The 19,242-nt window shown below is 62.7% G+C and carries 14 protein-coding genes and 1 tRNA gene; 7 read left to right on the top strand and 8 right to left on the bottom strand.

The genetic code is table 11. The annotated features are described in order from the left end of the window. The first annotated feature begins 158 nt into the window (after positions 1-158). Positions 159-1,598, top strand: a complete 1,440-nt coding sequence (gene pyk / locus PG897_RS07180; protein WP_201882920.1) for a pyruvate kinase — start codon at positions 159-161, stop codon at positions 1,596-1,598. A 66-nt stretch (positions 1,599-1,664) separates the two neighbouring features. On the opposite strand, the gene PG897_RS07175 is transcribed toward pyk, so the two are convergent. The 4 genes from PG897_RS07175 to PG897_RS07160 all read right to left on the bottom strand — a co-directional run bounded on the left by PG897_RS07175 (position 1,665) and on the right by PG897_RS07160 (position 8,986). Further along, a complete protein-coding gene (locus PG897_RS07175) occupies positions 1,665-2,711 on the bottom strand; it encodes an efflux RND transporter periplasmic adaptor subunit (protein WP_017766576.1) in 1,047 nt (348 codons plus the stop codon). Positions 2,712-2,726: 15 nt separating this feature from the next. Next, a complete protein-coding gene (locus tag PG897_RS07170; protein WP_017781126.1) occupies positions 2,727-5,789 on the bottom strand; it encodes an efflux RND transporter permease subunit in 3,063 nt (1,020 codons plus the stop codon). Between the two features lie 170 nt (positions 5,790-5,959). After that, a complete protein-coding gene (locus tag PG897_RS07165) occupies positions 5,960-8,284 on the bottom strand; it encodes an acyl-CoA dehydrogenase (RefSeq protein ID WP_017781125.1) in 2,325 nt (774 codons plus the stop codon). Between the two features lie 48 nt (positions 8,285-8,332). Beyond that, entirely contained in the window at positions 8,333-8,986 is a 654-nt protein-coding gene (locus PG897_RS07160) for a TetR/AcrR family transcriptional regulator (RefSeq protein WP_005298722.1), read from the bottom strand. Positions 8,987-9,465: 479 nt separating this feature from the next. Between PG897_RS07160 and PG897_RS07155 the strand changes: the two genes are divergently transcribed. Next, a complete protein-coding gene (locus tag PG897_RS07155; RefSeq protein ID WP_094698106.1) occupies positions 9,466-10,206 on the top strand; it encodes a phosphatase in 741 nt (246 codons plus the stop codon). 85 nt (positions 10,207-10,291) lie between these two features. Further along, positions 10,292-10,367, top strand: a tRNA-Thr gene (locus PG897_RS07150). Positions 10,368-10,482: 115 nt separating this feature from the next. Here PG897_RS07150 and PG897_RS07145 read toward each other — a convergent pair. Together PG897_RS07145 and fdhD are read right to left on the bottom strand one after the other, a co-directional pair. Continuing rightward, positions 10,483-12,771 carry an FdhF/YdeP family oxidoreductase gene (locus PG897_RS07145; RefSeq protein WP_201882939.1) on the bottom strand — a complete coding sequence of 763 codons (2,289 nt, stop codon included), beginning with the start codon at positions 12,769-12,771 and terminating at the stop codon, positions 10,483-10,485. After that, positions 12,758-13,564, bottom strand: coding sequence for a formate dehydrogenase accessory sulfurtransferase FdhD (fdhD, locus tag PG897_RS07140; protein WP_162518998.1), 807 nt, complete (start codon positions 13,562-13,564; stop codon positions 12,758-12,760). The genes PG897_RS07145 and fdhD overlap by 14 nt, the downstream gene beginning before the upstream one ends. 153 nt (positions 13,565-13,717) lie before the next feature. Between fdhD and PG897_RS07135 the strand changes: the two genes are divergently transcribed. The 3 genes from PG897_RS07135 (at position 13,718) to PG897_RS07125 (ending at position 15,751) form a co-directional block, all read left to right on the top strand. Then, positions 13,718-14,635, top strand: a complete 918-nt coding sequence (locus tag PG897_RS07135; protein WP_201882937.1) for a LysR family transcriptional regulator — start codon at positions 13,718-13,720, stop codon at positions 14,633-14,635. Between the two features lie 267 nt (positions 14,636-14,902). Beyond that, positions 14,903-15,106: a hypothetical protein gene (locus PG897_RS07130; RefSeq protein WP_043170893.1), complete on the top strand. Its 204-nt coding sequence runs from the start codon at positions 14,903-14,905 to the stop codon at positions 15,104-15,106. Positions 15,107-15,457: 351 nt separating this feature from the next. Then, entirely contained in the window at positions 15,458-15,751 is a 294-nt protein-coding gene (locus PG897_RS07125) for a hypothetical protein (RefSeq protein ID WP_226009536.1), read from the top strand. 369 nt (positions 15,752-16,120) lie between these two features. Here the strand turns inward: PG897_RS07125 and PG897_RS07120 are convergent, their stop codons facing one another. Beyond that, entirely contained in the window at positions 16,121-17,200 is a 1,080-nt protein-coding gene (locus tag PG897_RS07120) for an ATP-binding protein (RefSeq protein WP_043170891.1), read from the bottom strand. Beyond that, the gene (locus PG897_RS07115) at positions 17,197-17,925 is read right to left on the bottom strand and encodes a response regulator (protein ID WP_043170890.1); all 729 of its coding nucleotides are present in this window, start codon (positions 17,923-17,925) and stop codon (positions 17,197-17,199) included. Before PG897_RS07115 ends, PG897_RS07120 begins: the two co-directional genes overlap by 4 nt. Positions 17,926-18,080: 155 nt before the next feature. Here PG897_RS07115 and PG897_RS07110 point away from each other — a divergent pair, with 155 nt between their 5' ends. Further along, on the top strand, positions 18,081-19,217 hold the full coding sequence (locus PG897_RS07110; protein WP_201880522.1) for an efflux RND transporter periplasmic adaptor subunit: 1,137 nt from the start codon (positions 18,081-18,083) through the stop codon (positions 19,215-19,217). Positions 19,218-19,242: the final 25 nt, after the last annotated feature.

Raw genomic sequence — 19,242 nt, 5'->3', positions numbered from 1 at the left:
GGGGGCCCCGGCCCCCGGCTGTCTCTGCCACCTTCCTTGGTGTAGTATTGTAATTTAGTAACAAAAGCCACCCAGATGGCTTGCAAGCGGGTGCAATGGGTCATGCGCTTGACGGGGCAGTATCTCAAGTCATATCAACTTCAAAACTGGAGTCTTTCATGCCAAGACGTACAAAGATTGTAACCACACTCGGTCCGGCCACCGATCGCGAAGGGATCCTCGAAGGGATCATCCGTGCCGGTGCCGACATGGTGCGGATGAACTTCTCCCACGGCACTGCTGAAGACCACATCCTGCGCGCCAACCAGGTGCGTGACATCGCCGCCAAGCTGGGCCGTCACGTCGCCATCATGGGCGACCTGCAGGGCCCCAAGATCCGCGTTTCCACCTTCAAGGACGGCAAGATCTATCTGGCCATCGGTGACAAGTTCATCCTCGACGCCGCCCTCGGCAAGGGTGAAGGCTGCCAGGAGCAGGTCGGCATCGACTACAAGAGCCTGCCCAATGACGTGGTGCCCGGCGACACCCTGCTGCTGGACGACGGCCGCGTGCAACTGAAAGTGGAGCAGGTCGAAGGCACCCGCATCCACACCACGGTCACCGTGGCCGGTCCGCTCTCCAACAACAAGGGCATCAACAAGAAGGGTGGCGGCCTCTCCGCCCCGGCCCTGACCGAGAAGGACAAGGAAGACATCAAGACCGCCGCCCGCATGAACGTGGACTACCTGGCCGTCTCCTTCCCCCGTTGCGGCGATGACCTGCGCTACGCCCGCGAGCTGGCCCGCGAAGCCGGCTCCAACGCCAAGATCGTGGCCAAGGTCGAGCGCGCCGAAACCGTCGCCACCGACGAGGCGATGGAAGACATCATCCTCGGCTCCGATGCCGTCATGGTGGCCCGTGGTGACCTTGGCGTCGAAATCGGCGATCCCGAGCTGGTCGGCGTGCAGAAGAAGCTCATTCGCCACTCCCGCCGCCTGAACCGGGTGGTCATCACCGCGACCCAGATGATGGAGTCGATGATCAACGCGCCGCTGCCGACCCGTGCCGAAGTGATGGACGTGGCCAACGCCGTGCTGGACGGGACCGATGCGGTGATGCTCTCCGCCGAGACCGCCGCCGGCCAGTTCCCCATCGAGACAGTGACCTCCATGGCCAGCGTCTGCGTGGGCGCCGAGAAGCATCCGAGCCTGAACGTCTCCAACCACCGCATGAGCTACACCTTCACCTCGGTGGAAGAGGCGGTTGCCATGTCCACCATGTATGCGGCCAACCACCTGGAAGGGGTCAAGGCAATCGTGGCGCTGACCGAGTCGGGCACCACCCCGCTGCTGATGTCCCGTATCAGCTCCGGCCTGCCGATCTTCGCCCTGTCGCCGCACAACAAGACCCTGGCCTGGACCAACCTCTACCGCGGCGTGACCCCTGTGCTGTTTGACGGCGACGAGACCAAGCCGGTCTACGAAGTGTGCCGCGATGCGCTGGACGTGCTCAAGGCCAAGGGGCTGCTGCAAAGCGGCGACATGGTGTTGCTCACCCACGGCGACAAGATGGAAACCGTCGGCAGTACCAACACCTGCAAGGTGATGATGGTCGAGTAATCGCCCCTCCTGCCTGCAACAAAAACGGCTCCCGCGGGAGCCGTTTTTCATGGAGACCAAACAGTATCAGCCGCGAAACAGCTCCACCTTGTCGCCATCCTGCAGGCTGCCGGCGCCGCGCACCACCACCCTGTCCCCCTGCTTGAGCGCCCCGCTCACTGCCACCTGCCGGCTGTCGCCGAACAGCACGGTCACCGGCACCCGGTTCACCTTGAGCTCTTCGCCGTGCTGCTCCACCTGATAGACCACGCTCCCCTCGGTGTTGAGCACCAGAGCATCGCGCGGCAGCAGCATGGTCTGCTGCTCCGCCAGTGGCAGCGCCACCCGCACCGGCGAGCCGATGATGAAGCGCCCCCCCTCCGGCTTGAGGCGCAGTTCGATGAGGCGCGACTTGGGATCGGCGCTGGCCGCCCGCTGGTAATAGACCCCGTGGCCGCTGAGCTGATCCCCTTCCACCCGCAGCCGGGTCTGGGGCGCCAGCTGGCCGGCCCAGACGATGGGGGCCTGCAGGCGGATGTCGGGCTGATCGGGGTTGACCAGCTCCAGCGCCTGCTCGCCGGCATCCACATGTTCCCCCGGCTGGATGAAGTGGTTGTTCACCACCCCGTCGAACGGCGCGAAGATGTGGCTTCTGCGCAGCTGCTCCTCAATCTGGCGCACCTGCACCCGCGCCAGCCGCTCGGCCAGTTCAGCCTGCTCCACGTCGTAGCGCGCCTTGTCGTACTGGCTCTGGGAGGCGCTCTTCTGGCGATGCAGGGTCGCCAGCCGGCCAAACTCGGCGCGGGCGAAGCGCACGTTGCTCTCCCACTTGGCCTGCTCGGCCTGGGCCTGCTCCAGCGAGAGCCGCAGCGCCGCGCTGTCGAGGCGCAGCAGCTCATCCCCCTTGCTGACCCGGCTGCCGAACTCGGCGATCCACTCCACCCGGCCGCTCACCTCGGCGCTGAGCGCGGCCTGCTGGCGGCTCGCCACCGTGCCGCTGACCCAGATGCTGGCCGCCGCCTCCCCCCGGGTCACGTCCGCCAGGGTCACCATCTTGCCCTGTGCCAGCGCGGGGAACACGCCCCCCGCCAGCAGCGCCGCGCCCACAACCATCCTTGTAAAACCGTGTGTCATCGATGAGCTCCTTGCTCAGGCCCGCTGCCGAATGGCCTGCGGCACGTCGACCCGCTCACCCAGCCGCAGGAAGGCGGGCAGCAGGACCAGGGTAAACAGGGTGCTGCAACTCATGCCGCCAACGATGACGGTGGCCAGCCCCCGGTAGATTTCGCTGCCCTCGCTCGGGCTCAGCATCAGCGGCAGCATGCCGAAGATGCTGGTGAGGCTGGTCATGGCGATGGGTCGCATCCGGCTTTGCAGGGCATCGGCCACCGCCTGCTGGCGGCTCATCCCCTCCCGCTCCGCCGTGCGGGTCTGGTGCACCAGCAGGATGGCGTTGTTGACCACCAGCCCCAGCAGGATGACGAAACCGATGATTGTCAGCAGATCCATCGGCAGCGGCACCAGCAGGCCGCTCAGGTAGAGCGCCAACACACCGCCGACGGTGGCAAGCGGCAGGGTGAGCAACACCAGCACCGCATCCTTGAGGGAGGCAAAGACCCCCCACAACAGGATCAGCAGGATCATCACCGCAAACAGGAAGATGGCCCCCAGGTTGCCCAGCGCCTGCTGCAGGCTGTCGGCATTGCCGGAGACCCGCAGCTCGCCACCGGCGGGCAGCAGTGGCCGGATGGCGGCAAAGCTTTTGCTCTGCAGGGTATCGAGCACCTGCTCCATGCTCATCCCCGCCGGGGGCGAGATCTGCAGGCTGATGCTGCGCCGGCCGTCGGCCCGAAAGATGCTGGCCGGACCCATGTCGTGCTCCACCCGCAGCAGCTCGCCGAGCGGCACGATGCGCCCGGACGGGGTCGCCAGCGGCACCGCCTTGAGCTCGTCCGGGTTGGCCGAGGTCTGTCCCATCAGCATGATGTCGAGCCGCTCCTCCCCGTCGAAATACTCGCCAACCCGCAACCCGTCGCCGAAGGTCTGGATGATGGCGGGCATGGGGGTACGATCCCAACCCACCTCGGCGAGGCGCCTGTCTTGCGGCACCAGCCGCAGCTCGGGGGCGGTGAAATCGAGATCCGGCTGCGGCCTGACCTGGGCCCCCGGCAGATCCTGCTTGACGATGGCCATGGCGGCCCGCGCCGCCCGATAGAGCTCGACCAGATCACCTCCCTGCAGCAACAGGGAGATACCGTTCTCGCTGTCAAAGCCGCCGAACAGCGACCCCTGACCGCCAAACACCTGGGTGTCGGGGATGCCCACCAGCAACTGCTTCATCAACAGCTGCTCCAGCACCTTGATCTGGTCCTCCTCTTTCGGCCGTACCCCGATCTGGGCGCCTCCCGGGTAGCGCAATATGTAGTAGTTCTTGAGGGCCGGCTCCTGCTCCCCCTTCATATAGGGATCCAGCCTGGCGATGAGCGTGTCGATCACCTCCTCGCGCTGGGCCTTGAGGTTGAAGCCCGGGGTGAAGTTCATCCAGACATCCACCGCGTCGCGCTTCACGTCCGGCAGGTAGTCCATCTTCGGCAGCAGGGCCCAGGTGGCCAGCGCCGGCAGGCTCATCATCAGGGTGATGACGGTCCAGCGCCGGCGGGGCGTCGCAGTCCAGCGGATCACGTGGCGGGTGGTGCCCTGCCACAGCCTCTCATAGGGGTCAGTCAGCCGCTCGCGCCCCATCCAGCGCGCCGCCACCGCCGGCAGCACGGTCACCGCCACCAGCATGGAGACGGTCACCGCGCAGGCGATGGTGAGCGCAAGGTCTGCAAACAGCTGCCCCTCCACGTCATTGAGCAGCAGCACCGGCAGGAAGATGGCGACCGTGGTCAGGGTGGAGGCCACCAGGGCGGTCCACACCCGGCTGGCACCTTCCAGCGCCGCCTCCCCCTTGCTGAGATCCCCTCGCTCGTGGCGCCGATAGATGCTCTCCAGCACCACGATGGCGGCATCGAGCACCATGCCGACCGCAAAGGCGATGCCCGCCAGCGAGATGACGTTGAGGGTGCGTCCCAGCACCTTGAGCAGACAGAAGGTGAGCATGATGCTGATGGGGATGGCGATCGCGATCATCAGGGTCGCCTTGAGCCGGCGCAGAAAGACCCAGAGGATGGCGCAGGAGAGCAGCACGCCGAGCCCCAGGTTGGCGGTCACCATGCTCACCGCCCGGTTGATGTAGAGGGAGGCGTCGAACGACTGCTCCATGTGCAGACCGACCGGCTCCAGCACCTCGCGGTTGAGCTCGCCCACCTTGAGCTTGATCGCCTCCAGCGCCGCCAGGGCGTTGGCCCCACTCTCCTTGAAGATCTGCGCCGCGATGGCGGTGTTGCCGTTCTGGATGCGCAGCACCGGGTTCTCCTCCCGGGCCAGCTGGATCTCCGCCACGTCCCGCAGATAGATGGGCAGGCCGTCGCGCCAGTCCACCACCTTGTCTCCCAGGGTCGCCACGTCGTAGCGGCCGGCAAAGCGCAGCTTGTACTCCCAGCGGCCGATGTCGAGGGTGCCGGCGGAGACATCCCAACCGGTGCTGGCCCGGCTGGCCAGCACCGGGATCTCCACCCCCAGCTCGGCGGCGCGGTAGGGGTCGAAGCGGATCTGGATCTGGCGCTCGTTGATCCCCTGGATGTCGACCGTCGACACCCCGGGAATGCGCTCCAGCTCGGGTTTTATCCGCGCCTCGATCAACGCCTGGTGATCGTCGATCGGCCCCTTGGCGCCGGGCAGCTGCTGGATGAAGAAGAAGGTGAGGGTGTCGTTGCTGCTGTAGTTGTTGACGTAGGGACCGCCAATCTTGTCCGGCAGGCCGGAGACCCGGTTCAGGCGGGAGATGACGTCAAGCTGGGCCCGCTGCATGTCGGTGCCGAGGGCAAACTCCAGATCGATCTCGGTGAAGCCGGGGAAGCTGTTGCTGGTGAGATTCTTGAGCCCCTGCACCCCCTGCATCTCCTGCTCGATGGGGTCGGTTATCTCCGACTCCATCTCCTGGGGTGAGGCCGAGCGCCAGTCCACCGAGATGTTGAGGTGCGGGCGATCGATGTCGGGAAACAGCTGGATCGGCAGCCCCCGGATGCTAAGCAGGCCCAGCAGAAAAATCAGCACGATCGAGACCGCCACCCAGATGGGACGTTCGATCGCCGTTTTGGCGAGGTTCATTCACTCTTCCTGAGTTTGTTGTTGTCGGCCATTCCGCTGGCCTTGCTTCCTGCCCCAAGGGTGGGGGGCCATTGCATTAAACTGGAATTAATCGAGGTTGTAAATGCATGGTTAACAAACAAAAAAACCGGCCATATCGGCCGGTTTCAGATTCAGGAGCGAGTGCACTCTCAGGCGGCGTGCACCACCGGATTTTGCTGGGATAACCCCTCCAGCTCGCCCGGGGCGAAGTTGTCTACCTGAATGGCTTCGTAGCGCAGGGCATCGGCGGCCAGCAGCTTGTCCGCCTCGTCCTTGCTCAGGATGGATTGGGACAGGGCAGCAGCAACCAGCTCCGGCAACGCCAGTTTGCGGGGCAGCTTGCCCTCTTTCTGGGCCTGCACCAGTTTCTTCTCGTAGGGCTGCACTGCGACCATGGCCTGGAAAGCGCGCTCCATCAGGCCGACCGGGTCCGCCTCGTCCTTGCCCACATAGCAGAGCGCGGTCAGACGGTCGCGGAACTCGCCCGGCTTCATCATGGCCAGGCAGATGGCATGGCAGCGATCGTCGGCCGGCATCTTGTAACCCACGCCGAACGGGAACACCACCCGCTTGAGCACGGCGCCCACCACCTTGTTCGGGAAGTTCTGGAAGAAGCCCTCGAACGCCTTGCCAATCAGGTAGAGGTTGCGCTCCACCGCGTACTGCACGAACGGCAGATCGGAGACCATGCGGCCCTGATCCTCGTAGTGCTTGAGGGTGGCAGAGGCCAGGTAGAGGTGACTCAGCACGTCACCCAGACGGGCGGAGATCATCTCCTTGCGCTTGAGATCGCCACCCAGCATCAGCATGGAGACGTCGGCGCACAGGGCCAGCCCCTTACTCATGCGAGAGAGCTGCTTGTAGTAGCGGGCGGTTTCACCGGCCACCGGGGCACTGTTGAACTGGCCCAGGGTCAGCCCCTGGAACAGGGAACCGAAGAAGTTGCCGGCGCCAAAGGCGATGTGCTTCATCAGCAGGGCGTCAAACTTCTCGAGGCCGCGCTCCACGTCGGTGTCGGCCGCCGCTTCCAGCTCGGCAAACACGTACGGGTGGCAGCGGGTGGCCCCCTGCCCGAAGATCATCAGGTTGCGGGTCAGGATGTTGGCCCCTTCCACCGTGATCGCCACCGGAATGCCCATGTAGGCGTAGCCGGTGTAGTTTTTCGGGCCCAGCTGGATGGCACGGCCGGCGTGGATGTCCATGGAGTCATCCATGATCTGGCGCGCCATCTCGGTCATGTGGTACTTGGAAATCGCGGTGACGATGGCCGGTGCCTGACCCAAGTCCAGGGAACCTGCAGTCATGCGACGGGCCCCTTCCAGCTGATAGGTGAGGCCGCCGATGCGAGCCAGCGCTTCCTGCACCCCTTCAAACTTGCCGATGGACATGCCGAACTGCTTGCGCACGTAGGAGTAGGCCCCCACGGTGCGGCTCGCCATGTGACCGCAAGCGGTGCCAAGGGCAGGCAGCGAGATGCCGCGCCCGGCGGAGAGGCATTCCACCAGCATGCGCCAGCCGCGACCGGCGTAATCCGGGCCACCGATGATCCAGTCGAGCGGAATGAACACGTCCTTGCCGAAGGTCGGGCCGTTCAGGAACGCCAGCCCCATGGGGTAGTGGCGATCGCCGACGCGCACGCCCGGGTGGCTAGTGGGGATGAGTGCGCAGGTGATACCGAGCTCTTCCTTGTCACCCAGCAGTTTTTCCGGGTCATAGAGTTTGAACGCCAGCCCCAGCACTGTAGCGCGCGGCGCCAGGGTGATGTAGCGCTTGTTCCAGTTGAGGCGAATACCCAGCACCTCTTCACCCTTGTGCATCCCCTTGCAGACGATCCCCTTGTCCGGAATGGCGCCAGCGTCGGAGCCCGCTTCCGGCCCGGTCAGGGCGAAACAGGGCACTTCCTTGCCGTTAGCCAGCCCCGGCAGCCAGAAGTCCTTCTGGGCCTGGGTGCCGTAGTGCATCAGCAACTCGCCCGGGCCGAGGGAGTTCGGCACCATGACGGTAACCGCCACGCTCAGGCTCTTGGTGGCAATGCGGGTGACGATGGTGGAGTTGGCGATCGCGGAGAATTCACGGCCGCCGTAGGATTTCGGGATGATCAGGGAGAAGAAGCCTTCCTTCTTCAGATAGTCCCACACCGGCTCCGGAAGATCCTTGGTTTCGTTGACGATCTTGAAGTCGTCGACCATGGCGAGCAGGGTTTCGACCTGGTTGTCGATGAAGGCCTGCTCCTCTGCGGTCAGTTCGGCCTTGCCGTAGCCGTGCAGTTTTTTCCAGTCGGGGTTGCCGCGAAACAGCTCCCCATCCCACCAAACGGAGCCGGCTTCCATGGCCTCCCGCTCGGTGGCAGACAAGGGCGGCAGTATCTTCTTGAAGATGCCGAACACCGGGCGGGTGACCACCTTTTTACGGATGGAGGGCACGCCGAGCACGACGGCTATCGCCAGCACCAGCAGGATAAGCAATGTGATCATACTCAAGTTCCTTCTATTTCACTGTTTCCGTTGATTTATTGTTGGTTGTTACACGGCCAGGGAGAGCCTGGTCGACTCCACGGGCGCCCCGACACCGGACGCCAGATAAGGAATGACGTTGCGTACCAGCCCCTCCACATCGAGCTGCTGGCCGAAATCGGCCTGGGCAATGTCGCGCAGCGCATCGGCCGAAGCCATGGTGAACACGACGGTACCCAGGGTGAAGTGCAGCCGCCAGAACAGATCCGCCGGCGACAACTCCGGGTTGGCCTTGGAGATGGCCTGGGTGATCCGCTGCAAAATGGGGCCGTAATGGGCGGTGATGAAGCGGCGCAGGTGACCCTGGCTGTCGATGTAGCCACGTCCCAGCAGCTGCATGAAGATGGCCGGACCGTTGGTGCGCACCGCCACCAGCTTCATCAGCGGGTCGACGAAACTCTCGAACACTTGCAGCAGGGTCAGCTGCTCTTGCGCCATCAGGGTATGCAGGCGTGCATCCAGCTCGGGCATGAACAGGCTCAGATAGCGATCGAGCACCGCCTGGATCAGCTCCTTCTTGGAGCCGAAGTGATAGTTCACCGAGGCCAGGTTGACATCGGCCTCACTGGTGATCAGACGCAAAGAGGTATCGGCGAACCCCCGTTCGGCAAACAACACCTCGGCGGCATCGAGAATGCGGTTTTTGGTATCGATTTTACTCACAGGACACCTCACTTAAACGAATGTTTAAAAAGTACGTTTCACAACCTTTTGTGTCAAGAGAATGTGAACAGGTGTTAGTGAAATGTTTTTCGTGAAAATGGGGAACAAGGCGGGAACTTCACGGACGAATCGGACTCTATATCTATGCCACTGCAATTAAACATTAAGTCTCGCCCAACCTGCTCCATGCTAGTTGGGCATTTTTTTACCCTGCTTTTACCCTGCTGCTATCCAGCACGCTGGCAAACGGGCAAAAAAAACCGTCGCAGGGCGCGACGGCGGGGAAATGAGGTTGCACCATCCTGATCCAACCCATCGATGCGAGTTCAGGCTTTCATCGATACACCCATCATGGCTGCCAAGCGTGTTCAAACTTTGTCAACCTGCCCTCAATTTGTGACAAAGTATGACAAGCCACCACATGGTCTCGACCCGCCGCCTTTGCTATGCTGGCCCCTCACGCCAGAGGGGAAGATAAGATGAAGTACACGGTCGATACCCACACCCACACCGTCGCCAGCACCCACGCCTACAGCACCATTCACGACTACCTGCCCATCGCGAAGGCAAAGGGGATCAAGCTGTTCGCCACCACGGATCATGGCCCCGATATGGCGGATGCCCCCCACTTCTGGCACTTCGTCAACCTGCACGTATTGCCACGGGTGGTCGACGGGGTCGGCATCCTGCGCGGCATCGAAGCCAACATCAAGAACATCGATGGCGAGATCGACTTCCCCGAGCGCTACGAGTCGCGGCTCGACATGATCATGGCGGGCTTTCACGAACCGGTGTTCCCCCCCTGCGACCAGGCCACCCACACCCAGGCCATGATCAACGCCATTAAGAGCGGCCGGGTCGACATGATAAGCCACCCCGGCAATCCCGCCTTCCCCATCGATATCCAGGCGGTGGTCAAGGCGGCGGCAGAGTATCGGGTAGCGCTGGAGCTCAACAACTCCTCCTTCAGCCACTCCCGCCCGGGCAGTGAAGGCAACTGCCGCGCCATCGTCGAGGCGGCGCGGGACATGGGGGCCTACCTCACCTTCGGCTCCGACTCCCACGTGGCCTTCAGCCTCGGGGATTTCGAGCACTGCCACCGGCTGGTGACCGAGGCCGGCTTCCCCGAAGAGCGGATCCTGGCGCGCTCCCCCCGCGCCCTGCTCGATTTTCTCGAAAGCCGCGGCCGTGCCCATATTCCGGAGTTCACCGACCTCTGACCTTGACCGTAACTCCATGAGCTCACTCATAAAACCGAGTGCAGCTCATTGACTTGCCCCCGGGTTTTCAGGAATCTAGTGGCACGCCGGTATAGCTCAGTTGGTAGAGCAGCGCATTCGTAATGCGAAGGTCGCGGGTTCGACTCCTGTTACCGGCACCAGAGCTGAAAAACAACAACGCCGCATAGCTTATGCGGCGTTGTTGTTTATAGGATGTCCGGGTTCTGCTGCCTGGGGCAGGCCGGCTTGAACCGGCTAGCCTGCAAACCTCTCGGCTCATAGCAGCAACAGATTGTCCTGCCGATTGGAGGCGGTCACCAGCACCGGGATGGACTTGGAGGTCGGGGTGAACGAGCCCGCCCCAATGCTGTCAATGGGGACCAGCGGGTTGGTCTCCGGATAGTAGGCCGCGATGTTGCCGCGCGGGATCTCGTAGATCACCACCACAAAACCGGTCACGCTGCGCTCGCGCCCGTCGTTGCAGATGGCCGCCATGTCAACCCTGTCCCCTTCGGCAAAGCCAAGCTGGCGGGCATCCGCCTCGTTCATGAACACCACGTTGCGCTGGCCCTTGATGCCACGATAGCGATCATCCATGCCATAGATGGTGGTGTTGTACTGATCGTGGGAGCGCAGGCTCTGCAGCAGCAACACCGGCTGATCGCTCATCTGCTCGGCATGACGGGTACACTCCGGCAACACAGAGTGCGGCAAGGTGCTGGCACGAAACTCGGCCTGGCCGCTGGCGGTGTTCCACACCAGCTTGGCGGCGGAGTTATCGAGATGAAAACCGCACGGCTGCTGGATGCGGGCATTGAAATCGGCAAAACCGGCGATGGTCTGTTCGATAAGATCACGGATACGAGCATAATCATCGCGCAGGGCCAGCCAGTCGACCCGCTCGCCGCCCACGGTGGCATGAGCCATCCGCGCCACTATGTCGGTCTCGGAGAGGCAGAGGGGCGACACTGGCTCGGCCGCGCCGGTCGAGGCGTGCACCATGCTGAAGGTGTCCTCCACCGTGATCTTCTGGTTGCCCGTGCGCTGGATATCGAGCTCGGTGCGACCGAGGCAGGGCAGGATCAGCGCCGCCTTGCCCACCAGCAGATGGCTGCGGTTGAGCTTGGTGCTGATCTGCACGTTGAGCTCGGCCTTTTTCATCGCCCCGTAGGTGAAGTCGGTGTCGGGCGCCGCTGCCGCCAGGTTGCCACCCAGGCAGATGAGTACCTTGCTCTTGCCCTCATGCAGCGCCTTGAGCGCCTCGTAAACGTTGTGACCTGCGGCCCGCGGCAGGCTCACCTGCAGGTGACGCTCGAGCCGCTCGATAAAGGCAGCGGTCGGCTTTTCGTTGATCCCCATGGTGCGGTTGCCCTGCACGTTGCTGTGGCCCCGTACCGGACAGAGCCCCGCCCCCGGCTTGCCAATCTGGCCGCGCATCAGGTGCAGGTTGACGATTTCGCGAATGGTATCGACCGAGTGCAGATGCTGGGTCACCCCCATGGCCCAGCAACTGATGATGCGCTGGCTGGCGGCAAAGACCCGGGCGGCCTGCACGATGTCGGCGCGACTCAGGCCGGATTGCTGCTCGATCGCCCCCCAGTCGGTGGCACGCACCTGCACCTCGTACTCGGCAAAGTGGCGGGTATGGCGAGCGATGAAGTCGCGATCCACCGCCTCTGGCGCCTCTTCCAGGATGTACTTGGCCATGCCGCGGATGGCGGCCATGTCGCCACCCAGTTTCGGCGTCAGGTATTGGTGGCTGATGGTGGTGGCCGCCGAGGTCAGCAGCTCCAGCGGGCTCTGCGGGCTGGCGAAGCGCTCCAGCGCCACCTCTTTCAAGTTGTTGAAGCTGACGATCTTGCAGCCGCCACGTGCCGCCTGGCGCAGGGCATTCATCATGCGCGGGTGGTTGGTACCCGGATTCTGGCCATAGACGAACACCGCATCGGCCTGGTCGAAGTCATCCAGCACCACAGTCCCCTTGCCGATGCCGACCGACTGGATCAGCGCTACCCCGCTCGCCTCATGGCACATGTTGGAGCAGTCGGGGAAGTTGTTGGTACCAAACAGGCGGCCAAACAGCTGATAAAGATAAGAAGCTTCGTTGCTGGCACGCCCCGAGGTGTAGAACTCCACCTCGTCCGGGCTGGCAAGCCCCTTGAGGGTGTCGGCAATCAGGGCAAAGGCATCATCCCAGCTTATCGACTCGTAGTGATCGGTCGCCGGGTTGTAGCGCATCGGCTCGGTCAACCGCCCCTGATACTCGAGCCAGTAGTCGCTCTGGGTGGCCAGCTGGCGCACCGAATGGGCCGCGAAAAACTCGGCCCCCACCGTCTTGCCGGTGGATTCCCAGGCCACCGCCTTGGCGCCGTTCTCACAGAACTGGAAGGTGCCGTGGTCGTTGTCACCCCAGGCGCAGCCCGGGCAGTCGAAGCCGTCGGTCTGGTTGACCCGCAGCAGGTTCTTGATGTTCTGACGGGTCTTCTGGCTGCGCAGCACCTGTTTCATGGTGGATTGCAGGGACGAAAAACCGCCGGCTTTGGCGGGCTTTTCAATATGACTCATGGCACTCTCCGATGGGATCCGCCGGGCGATAGCTGGAGTAGCTGACCGGGGCATCAAACTTGGGAATATGAACGACGTTGAGGTTGTATTTGAGGGCCAGCCTGACCGCCAGCTGGCTGGGCGATGCCAGGCAGATGAGATGACGGGCACCGAAACGGGCGGCTTTTTGCACCAGCTCGCTGCCGCAGCGGCTGGTCACCACCAAAGTGTCGCACGCACTGTGCCCGCGCAGCAGCAGGCCAATCAGCTTGTCGAGGGCATTGTGGCGCCCGATATCTTCCCGGCAATGGAGGATCCGCCCCTCGGCATCCAGCGCCAGCGCCGCATGCAGGGCGCCATGCTGCTGACCCTTGAGCTGCCACTGGGCGATCTGCGCACGCAGCCCCGCCAGCAAGGCCCCATCCAGCGGCGGCGTCAGTGGCAACACCGGCAGTGCGGGCAGCGCCTGCTCCACCGCCGCCACGCCGCAGATGCCGCAACCGGTCGCCCCGGTCAGCCGGCGCTTGTGCTGGGCCAGAGCGGCCTGGGAGCGGTTGGCGATGGTGATGTCCAACACCATCCCCTGCTCGGCCTGCCCAATCTGGATGTCGTGGACCTCGTGGTTGTGCCGGATGATCCCCTCGCCAAACAGAAAGCCGACGGCAAAGTCATCGAGATCGTCCGGGGTCGCCATCATCACCGCATGGTTGATGCCATTGATGTTGATGGCGACGGCGACCTCCTCCACCAGATGATCCAGTGCGGGCGAGACAGGCAAATTTACGGGGATGTCGACGGGCGTGTAGGCAGGCATGCAGGTTGGCCTAAAAATGCAAACTGCATTCAAGTTTAGAGAGGCGGCAGACGCAAAACCAATGAAATAAATCTATATGGTAATAGAGTCATTCTATTGACGACGTTTTTTCAATTGATTAATTTTTAAATCCATCCTCCCCTCGCCTCCCGTATGACGATGAACATCAAGCAGTTGCACTATTTCCACGAACTGGCCAAACATCAGCATTTTGCCAGAGCGGCCAAGGCCTGCCACATCACCCAGCCGACCCTCTCGGCCAGCATCACGGCGCTGGAGAAGAACCTCGGCACCGATCTGGTGGTACGTACCAGCCAGTTCGTCGCCCTCACCGAAGCGGGCGAGCTGGTGCGCCAGTATGCCGAGCGGATGCTGCTGGAGCAGGAGGCGCTCAAGCAGGAGCTGGCGCTGTTTCATGGCGAACTATCCGGCACCCTGCGCATCGGCATAGTGCCCCAGTCCAATGTCGACATCATGCCGCTCATCGCCCGCTGCAAGCAGCGCTACCCCGACATCGTCATTCGTCTCTCGGTGCTCAGCAACGAAGCCCTGCTGTCACAGCTGGAGCTGCACCAGTGCGACATCGGACTGGGATTTGACGAACCGCTCATCGGTGCCGCCAGACAGACCTTCCACCTCTATCCCCAGGGGCACAACCAGATGGCGGTGCTGATGAACCGCGACGAGGCGGATCAGCGCCTCCCCGGCGATAAGCTGACCCTGACGGCACTGCAGCAGCGGCCGCTGGTACTGCCCAGCCGCACCATGCAGTTTCGCAAGTATCTGGACCGCGCCGCCGAGCGGGCCGGCATCCGGCTTGACGTGGTGCTGGAAACCGACTCCCTGTTTCACCTGGTGAGCGCCGTGCGCCACCGGCTGGGCTGGGCCATCGTCAGTGCCGGCCTCGCCCGATCCGCCAGCAAGCTCTCGGATCTGGTCTGCCTGCCGCTGGCGCCGCAACGCGACATCGGCCACACCGCCTTCATCACCCGCCAGCACAGCATCACCCCCGCCATGCGCGCCTTCCTCGAGCTGGTGAGGGAGAGTGAGCAAACCAGCACACAGGGCTGAGCAGTGGCGAACGCAAACTCCGCTGGATTGATCCACCTTTGTCTATTTCAGCCAGCTGACATGACTCGAGTACAAAGCCAGAATCTTGGCAACGATGAGAAGATGAGAAGCAAGCCGCGCTAAGCTGTACCAGTCGAGCGAATGGAGAGGGAGCCCTGAGCAGGCACCTCGTTTGGTCAAGGTAATACAGCAGTTTCAGCAAGCGTTGGCGCAAGACGTGCTGACCCGACTGCCACTGTGGGACCAAGTTCCTTGGGGAGAGATGCGATGAATCTCGCCATCACCCTAACGCTGACAAGCTCACTATCGAGCTCAACCGCCCAGATAGCCCAACGTATCTCTGAAGACATGGCACACCTGCATCACCGTCTGGGTGATGGGGTAAGTGATGAACTGGGCATCAGCATCAGTCACCTGGTCGAACAGTTTGCGCTGCTGGCAGCGGCCTACCGTTCAAACACCAATGATTGAGTTCAACGATAGCTTTAGCCAGGCCGCCGTAGCGGAAGCCATGTGTACCCATCCAGCTCTCTCCAAGCTCATCTGTCAACAGTTGATAATGCCGGGATTTGCCTATGCCCACGATGTGGAGAGGCGACGAATTGGCGGGCCACTGATAGCCCCCAACCCGGTGCTGCACAAGACCACGCTCTTTGTCAGTCCACGGGATATGCGTGAACATCTGCCGCGAGAGATTAACTTCGCCCGCTTTCGCTGTGTCTGTAATGCAGCGGGTTAGCCGGTTGGCGAGTGGCAACGGGTAATGGTCGGGGCCTACGTCAACCATGGTACCAATGACAAGCCGCATTGGAGCTGCCATACATGACCATGACAACGCCCAATGCATCACCAATGGCGCCAGAGGCTGCTATTACCGTGCTCCGAGCCCATATCGAGGAGTTCATTGCGCTGAAGCTGACCCAAGAGTTTGATACGCAGTTGGCCAGTCTGGTGCGTTCCGGCGTGCTGGACCTGGATAAATGGGATGGCGCAAATCTGGTTCTTCCCCGCACCATGACCACTGCGCTACTGGAGGCTGCTACCGAGCGGGTGATTTGGCATAGCCACCGCCGTAGCTATCAACGAGACATCATCCGTCTCAAGCAATCGCTGTAGACAATCATCCCCACAACGTCATGTAGTTCCTCACATCTAGGGTGTTGGGAAGCCCAACCATGCATGACTTGCGTGATTACAAGACTTTGATCCCTCGGCAGATAACCGCTGCCATCGGCCAGCAACCACAACACCACATCGAGCAATAACCCACCAGACACCACAAACCATATTGGTCGACTTGCTTAGCGATAACTAGGCCAGAGCCCAAACGCTCAAGTTGCTATGTGGAGCCAAAATGTAGGGCCATCCTGCCCCAGCCCGTGGACAATTATGCTTTAACCCATTAGTACACTCATTAAGCTATGGGATATGACGAAAACCTAGTCCAATGGGACAAAATTGACTATTTAAACAACAAGGTATATTTCAGGACAACTGAGAATTGAACGATATAGGCCATGAGAGAAGGAACATTGTTCCTCCACTTTTAGCGGGTTGGCAAACCACACTGCCACCGTGGGCCTCGACAATGGCCTTGACCACGGCCAGTCCGAGCCCGCTGCCGCCGCTCTTGCGCGAACGTGACGGATCCCCCCGGCGAAATGCCTCGAAGATATGGGCGGCGACCTCCTTGCTGATGCCGGGCCCCTCGTCTTCCACGCTCAGGATGCACTGGGCGCCCGAGCGATGCAGGCGCACGGTCAGCAGGCCCGGCACCCCATGCTTCTGGGCATTCTCCAGCAGCGCCATCAGAGCCTGACGGATGCGAAGTGCATCGCAACAAACAAGGAGTTCGGCATCGAGCTCCCGCTTCAGCGTGAAACCGCTCGCGGCCAGGGGGGTGGCAAAGGCGTCAAGCACCACACTTAGCTCATCGGCCAGCCTGACCTCTGTCCGTTGCAGCTCCAGGTGGCCGCTGTCGTTGAGACTGAGCACCCGCAAGTCTTCGATCAGGTGGGTCAATCCCTCCACCTGACGCAGCAGCCCTTCAAAGAGCGCACGCTCTGGCGGAAATACCCCTTCGGCCAGCCCCTGCAAGCGGCCGCGCAAGATGGTCACCGGGGTGCGCAATTCGTGGGCGATGGCGGCATTCCAGAACTCCCGCTCGCGGGTCATGCTCTGCAGCCGTTCGGCCATGGTGTTGAAGTCCCGCACCAGTTGCGCCGTCTCCCCAATTGCCTGTTCATCCAGCGGCACGCGCGCATCGAGTTTGCCCTCTGCCACCTCGCGCAGGCTGTTCGCCACCGAATTGAGCGGGGTCAGGATGCGCCGAGAGAGGCGAACCGCCACGTACAGCGCCATCCCCAATGCAATCAGAATGGTCGAGCCTATCCAGAGCATCTCGACCCTGGAGGGTATCCAGCTCTCGGAGATGCTGCCAGGCACATAGGTCACGGCAATGGCGTAGAACACATAGGTGCCGATCACCGCGAGGGAGATGATGCCAAGCGCCATCAGCCCCAGGGAGCGGATGATCTGCCTGCGCAGGCCGGGGGCCGATGTCATGCATCGCCCCCGAAGCGATAGCCTACGCCCCAGACACTGGCGGGCACCCCCTGGATGCCGTGTGCCTCCAGCTTCTTGCGCAGCTTGCTGATGTGGCTGTCCACCGTGCGCTCCTGGGTATCCCCCTCGGGCAAGCAGTTGGTCAGCAGTTCGGCGCGGCTGAACACCCGTTTCGGCGCCCGCATCAGGGAGGCGAGCAACTTGAACTCGGTCAGGGTCAGATCCAGCACCAGTTGCCCCTCATCGCGGCAAAGGCTGGCCTCGTGGCTCTCCAGATCGATCTGGAAGGGGCCGACCCGCAACACCCGGGCCGTGGCCTGTTTTGCTGCCTGGCTGCGTCTGAGCACCGCCTGTACCCGGGCCACCACTTCAGCCGGATTGAAGGGTTTGACCACATAGTCATCCGCCCCCATGCGCAGCCCCATCAGCTTGTCGAGGTCCTGATCCAGGGCGGTCAGCATGATCACCGGCGTGTCGCCACGGGCCCGGATCTCGCTGAGCACCTGCCAGCCGTCGAGCTGCGGCATCTGCACATCCAGCAGCAGGAGATCGGGTTTGCATGTCTGGTGCATGGCCAGGGCTACGCGGCCATCGGCGGCATGCAAAGTGCGCAATCCGTGGCGTTGCAGGTAAGCGGCGAGGATCTCGGCGATCTCGGCTTCATCCTCTGCAATCAGTACCAGTGACTGGGCCGCCGGGCTGGCGGAGGCTGGAAGATACGACATGGTCGGCCTCGAAAATGGTGGGTTTGAACTTTATCACCGCCTCCATGGATTCTCCACAAAGCCTCGAATCATTCGCAATAGCCCCTCTCCATAATGCCCGCTCGATGTGCTCTCGCGGCAACACCATGCCGGGGAGACGGTTTAACGAGGTGAGTATGATGTTTGTCAGACAGCGGTATGCGGGCGCTCTGCTTGCCGTCATTGCCGTATTCGGGTTGGCAGGTTGCGATGGGGCGCCGCAAGCGCAAGACGCGCCAGCCCTTCCTCAGGTGTCGGTGATGACGCTGGCAGGGCAGGAGCTGGTCATCAGCGAGGATCTGCCCGCCCGGGTGGCCGCGGTGCGCAGCGCCGAAATTCGCGCCCAGATAAGCGGCATTGTGCAGCGCCGCCTGTTCGAGCAGGGCGCCGAAATCGGCGCAGGCACCGTGTTGTTCCAGATAAACCCGGCCCCCTTCAAGGCGGATGTCGACAGCGCCGCCGCCGCATTGCAGCGGGCCGAGGCCGTGCTGGCCCGTGCCCGCATCCAGATTGACCGCCTGGTGCCGCTGCTGCGCACCGAGGCCATCAGCCGCCAGACCTATGACGACGCCGTCTCCCAGCGGGATCAGGCTGCCGCCGACGTGGCTCAGGCCAGGGCGACCCTGGCCCGGCACCAGCTGAACCTGCAATTTGCCAGCGTGGAGGCTCCCATCGCCGGGCGCATCGATCAGGCGCTGGTGAGCGAAGGAGCCCTGGTGTCACCCACCGATACCACCCCCATGGCCAGGATCCAGCAGATCGATCAGGTCTACGTCGATGTGCGCCAACCTGCCTCGGTACTGGAAGCCCTGCGCCAGCAGGCAGGGTCGACGGCGCCTGAACTGACGGTGGAGATCCTCGGCAGCAATGGCAAGCCGCTCGGCATGCAGGGGCACATCCTCTTCTCCGGCATCGAGGTGGATGCCGGTACCGGTGACGTACTGCTGCGGGTGCTGGTGGACAACCCGGAGCGGCGCCTGTTGCCCGGCCTCTACGTGCAGGCGCGCATTCCCCGGGCTCACTATGCCAACGCCCTGAGCGTGCCTCAGCAGGCGGTGGTGCGTACATCGGGCCAGACCAGCGTGTGGGTGGTGGATGACCAGGGGCAGGCACAGCAAATAGCTGTCACAACCGGTGAGCTGGTGGCGCGCCAGTACCGCATCGTATCCGGGCTCAGCGCCGGACAACGGGTGGTGATCGAGGGGATCGACCGCCTGACCCCGGGGGCGCAAGTCATTGCCCATCCCTGGCAGCCCCTTGTTGCCGGCCAGTAAGCCGGCACCCACACCCGCTGAATCG

The sequence above is a fragment of the Aeromonas sp. QDB20 genome, from assembly GCF_027707805.1.
GTDB classification, from domain to species: domain Bacteria; phylum Pseudomonadota; class Gammaproteobacteria; order Enterobacterales; family Aeromonadaceae; genus Aeromonas; species Aeromonas dhakensis.
The sequence above is the reverse complement of the archived record's forward strand: the minus strand, read 5'-3'. Positions and strand labels throughout refer to the sequence as shown.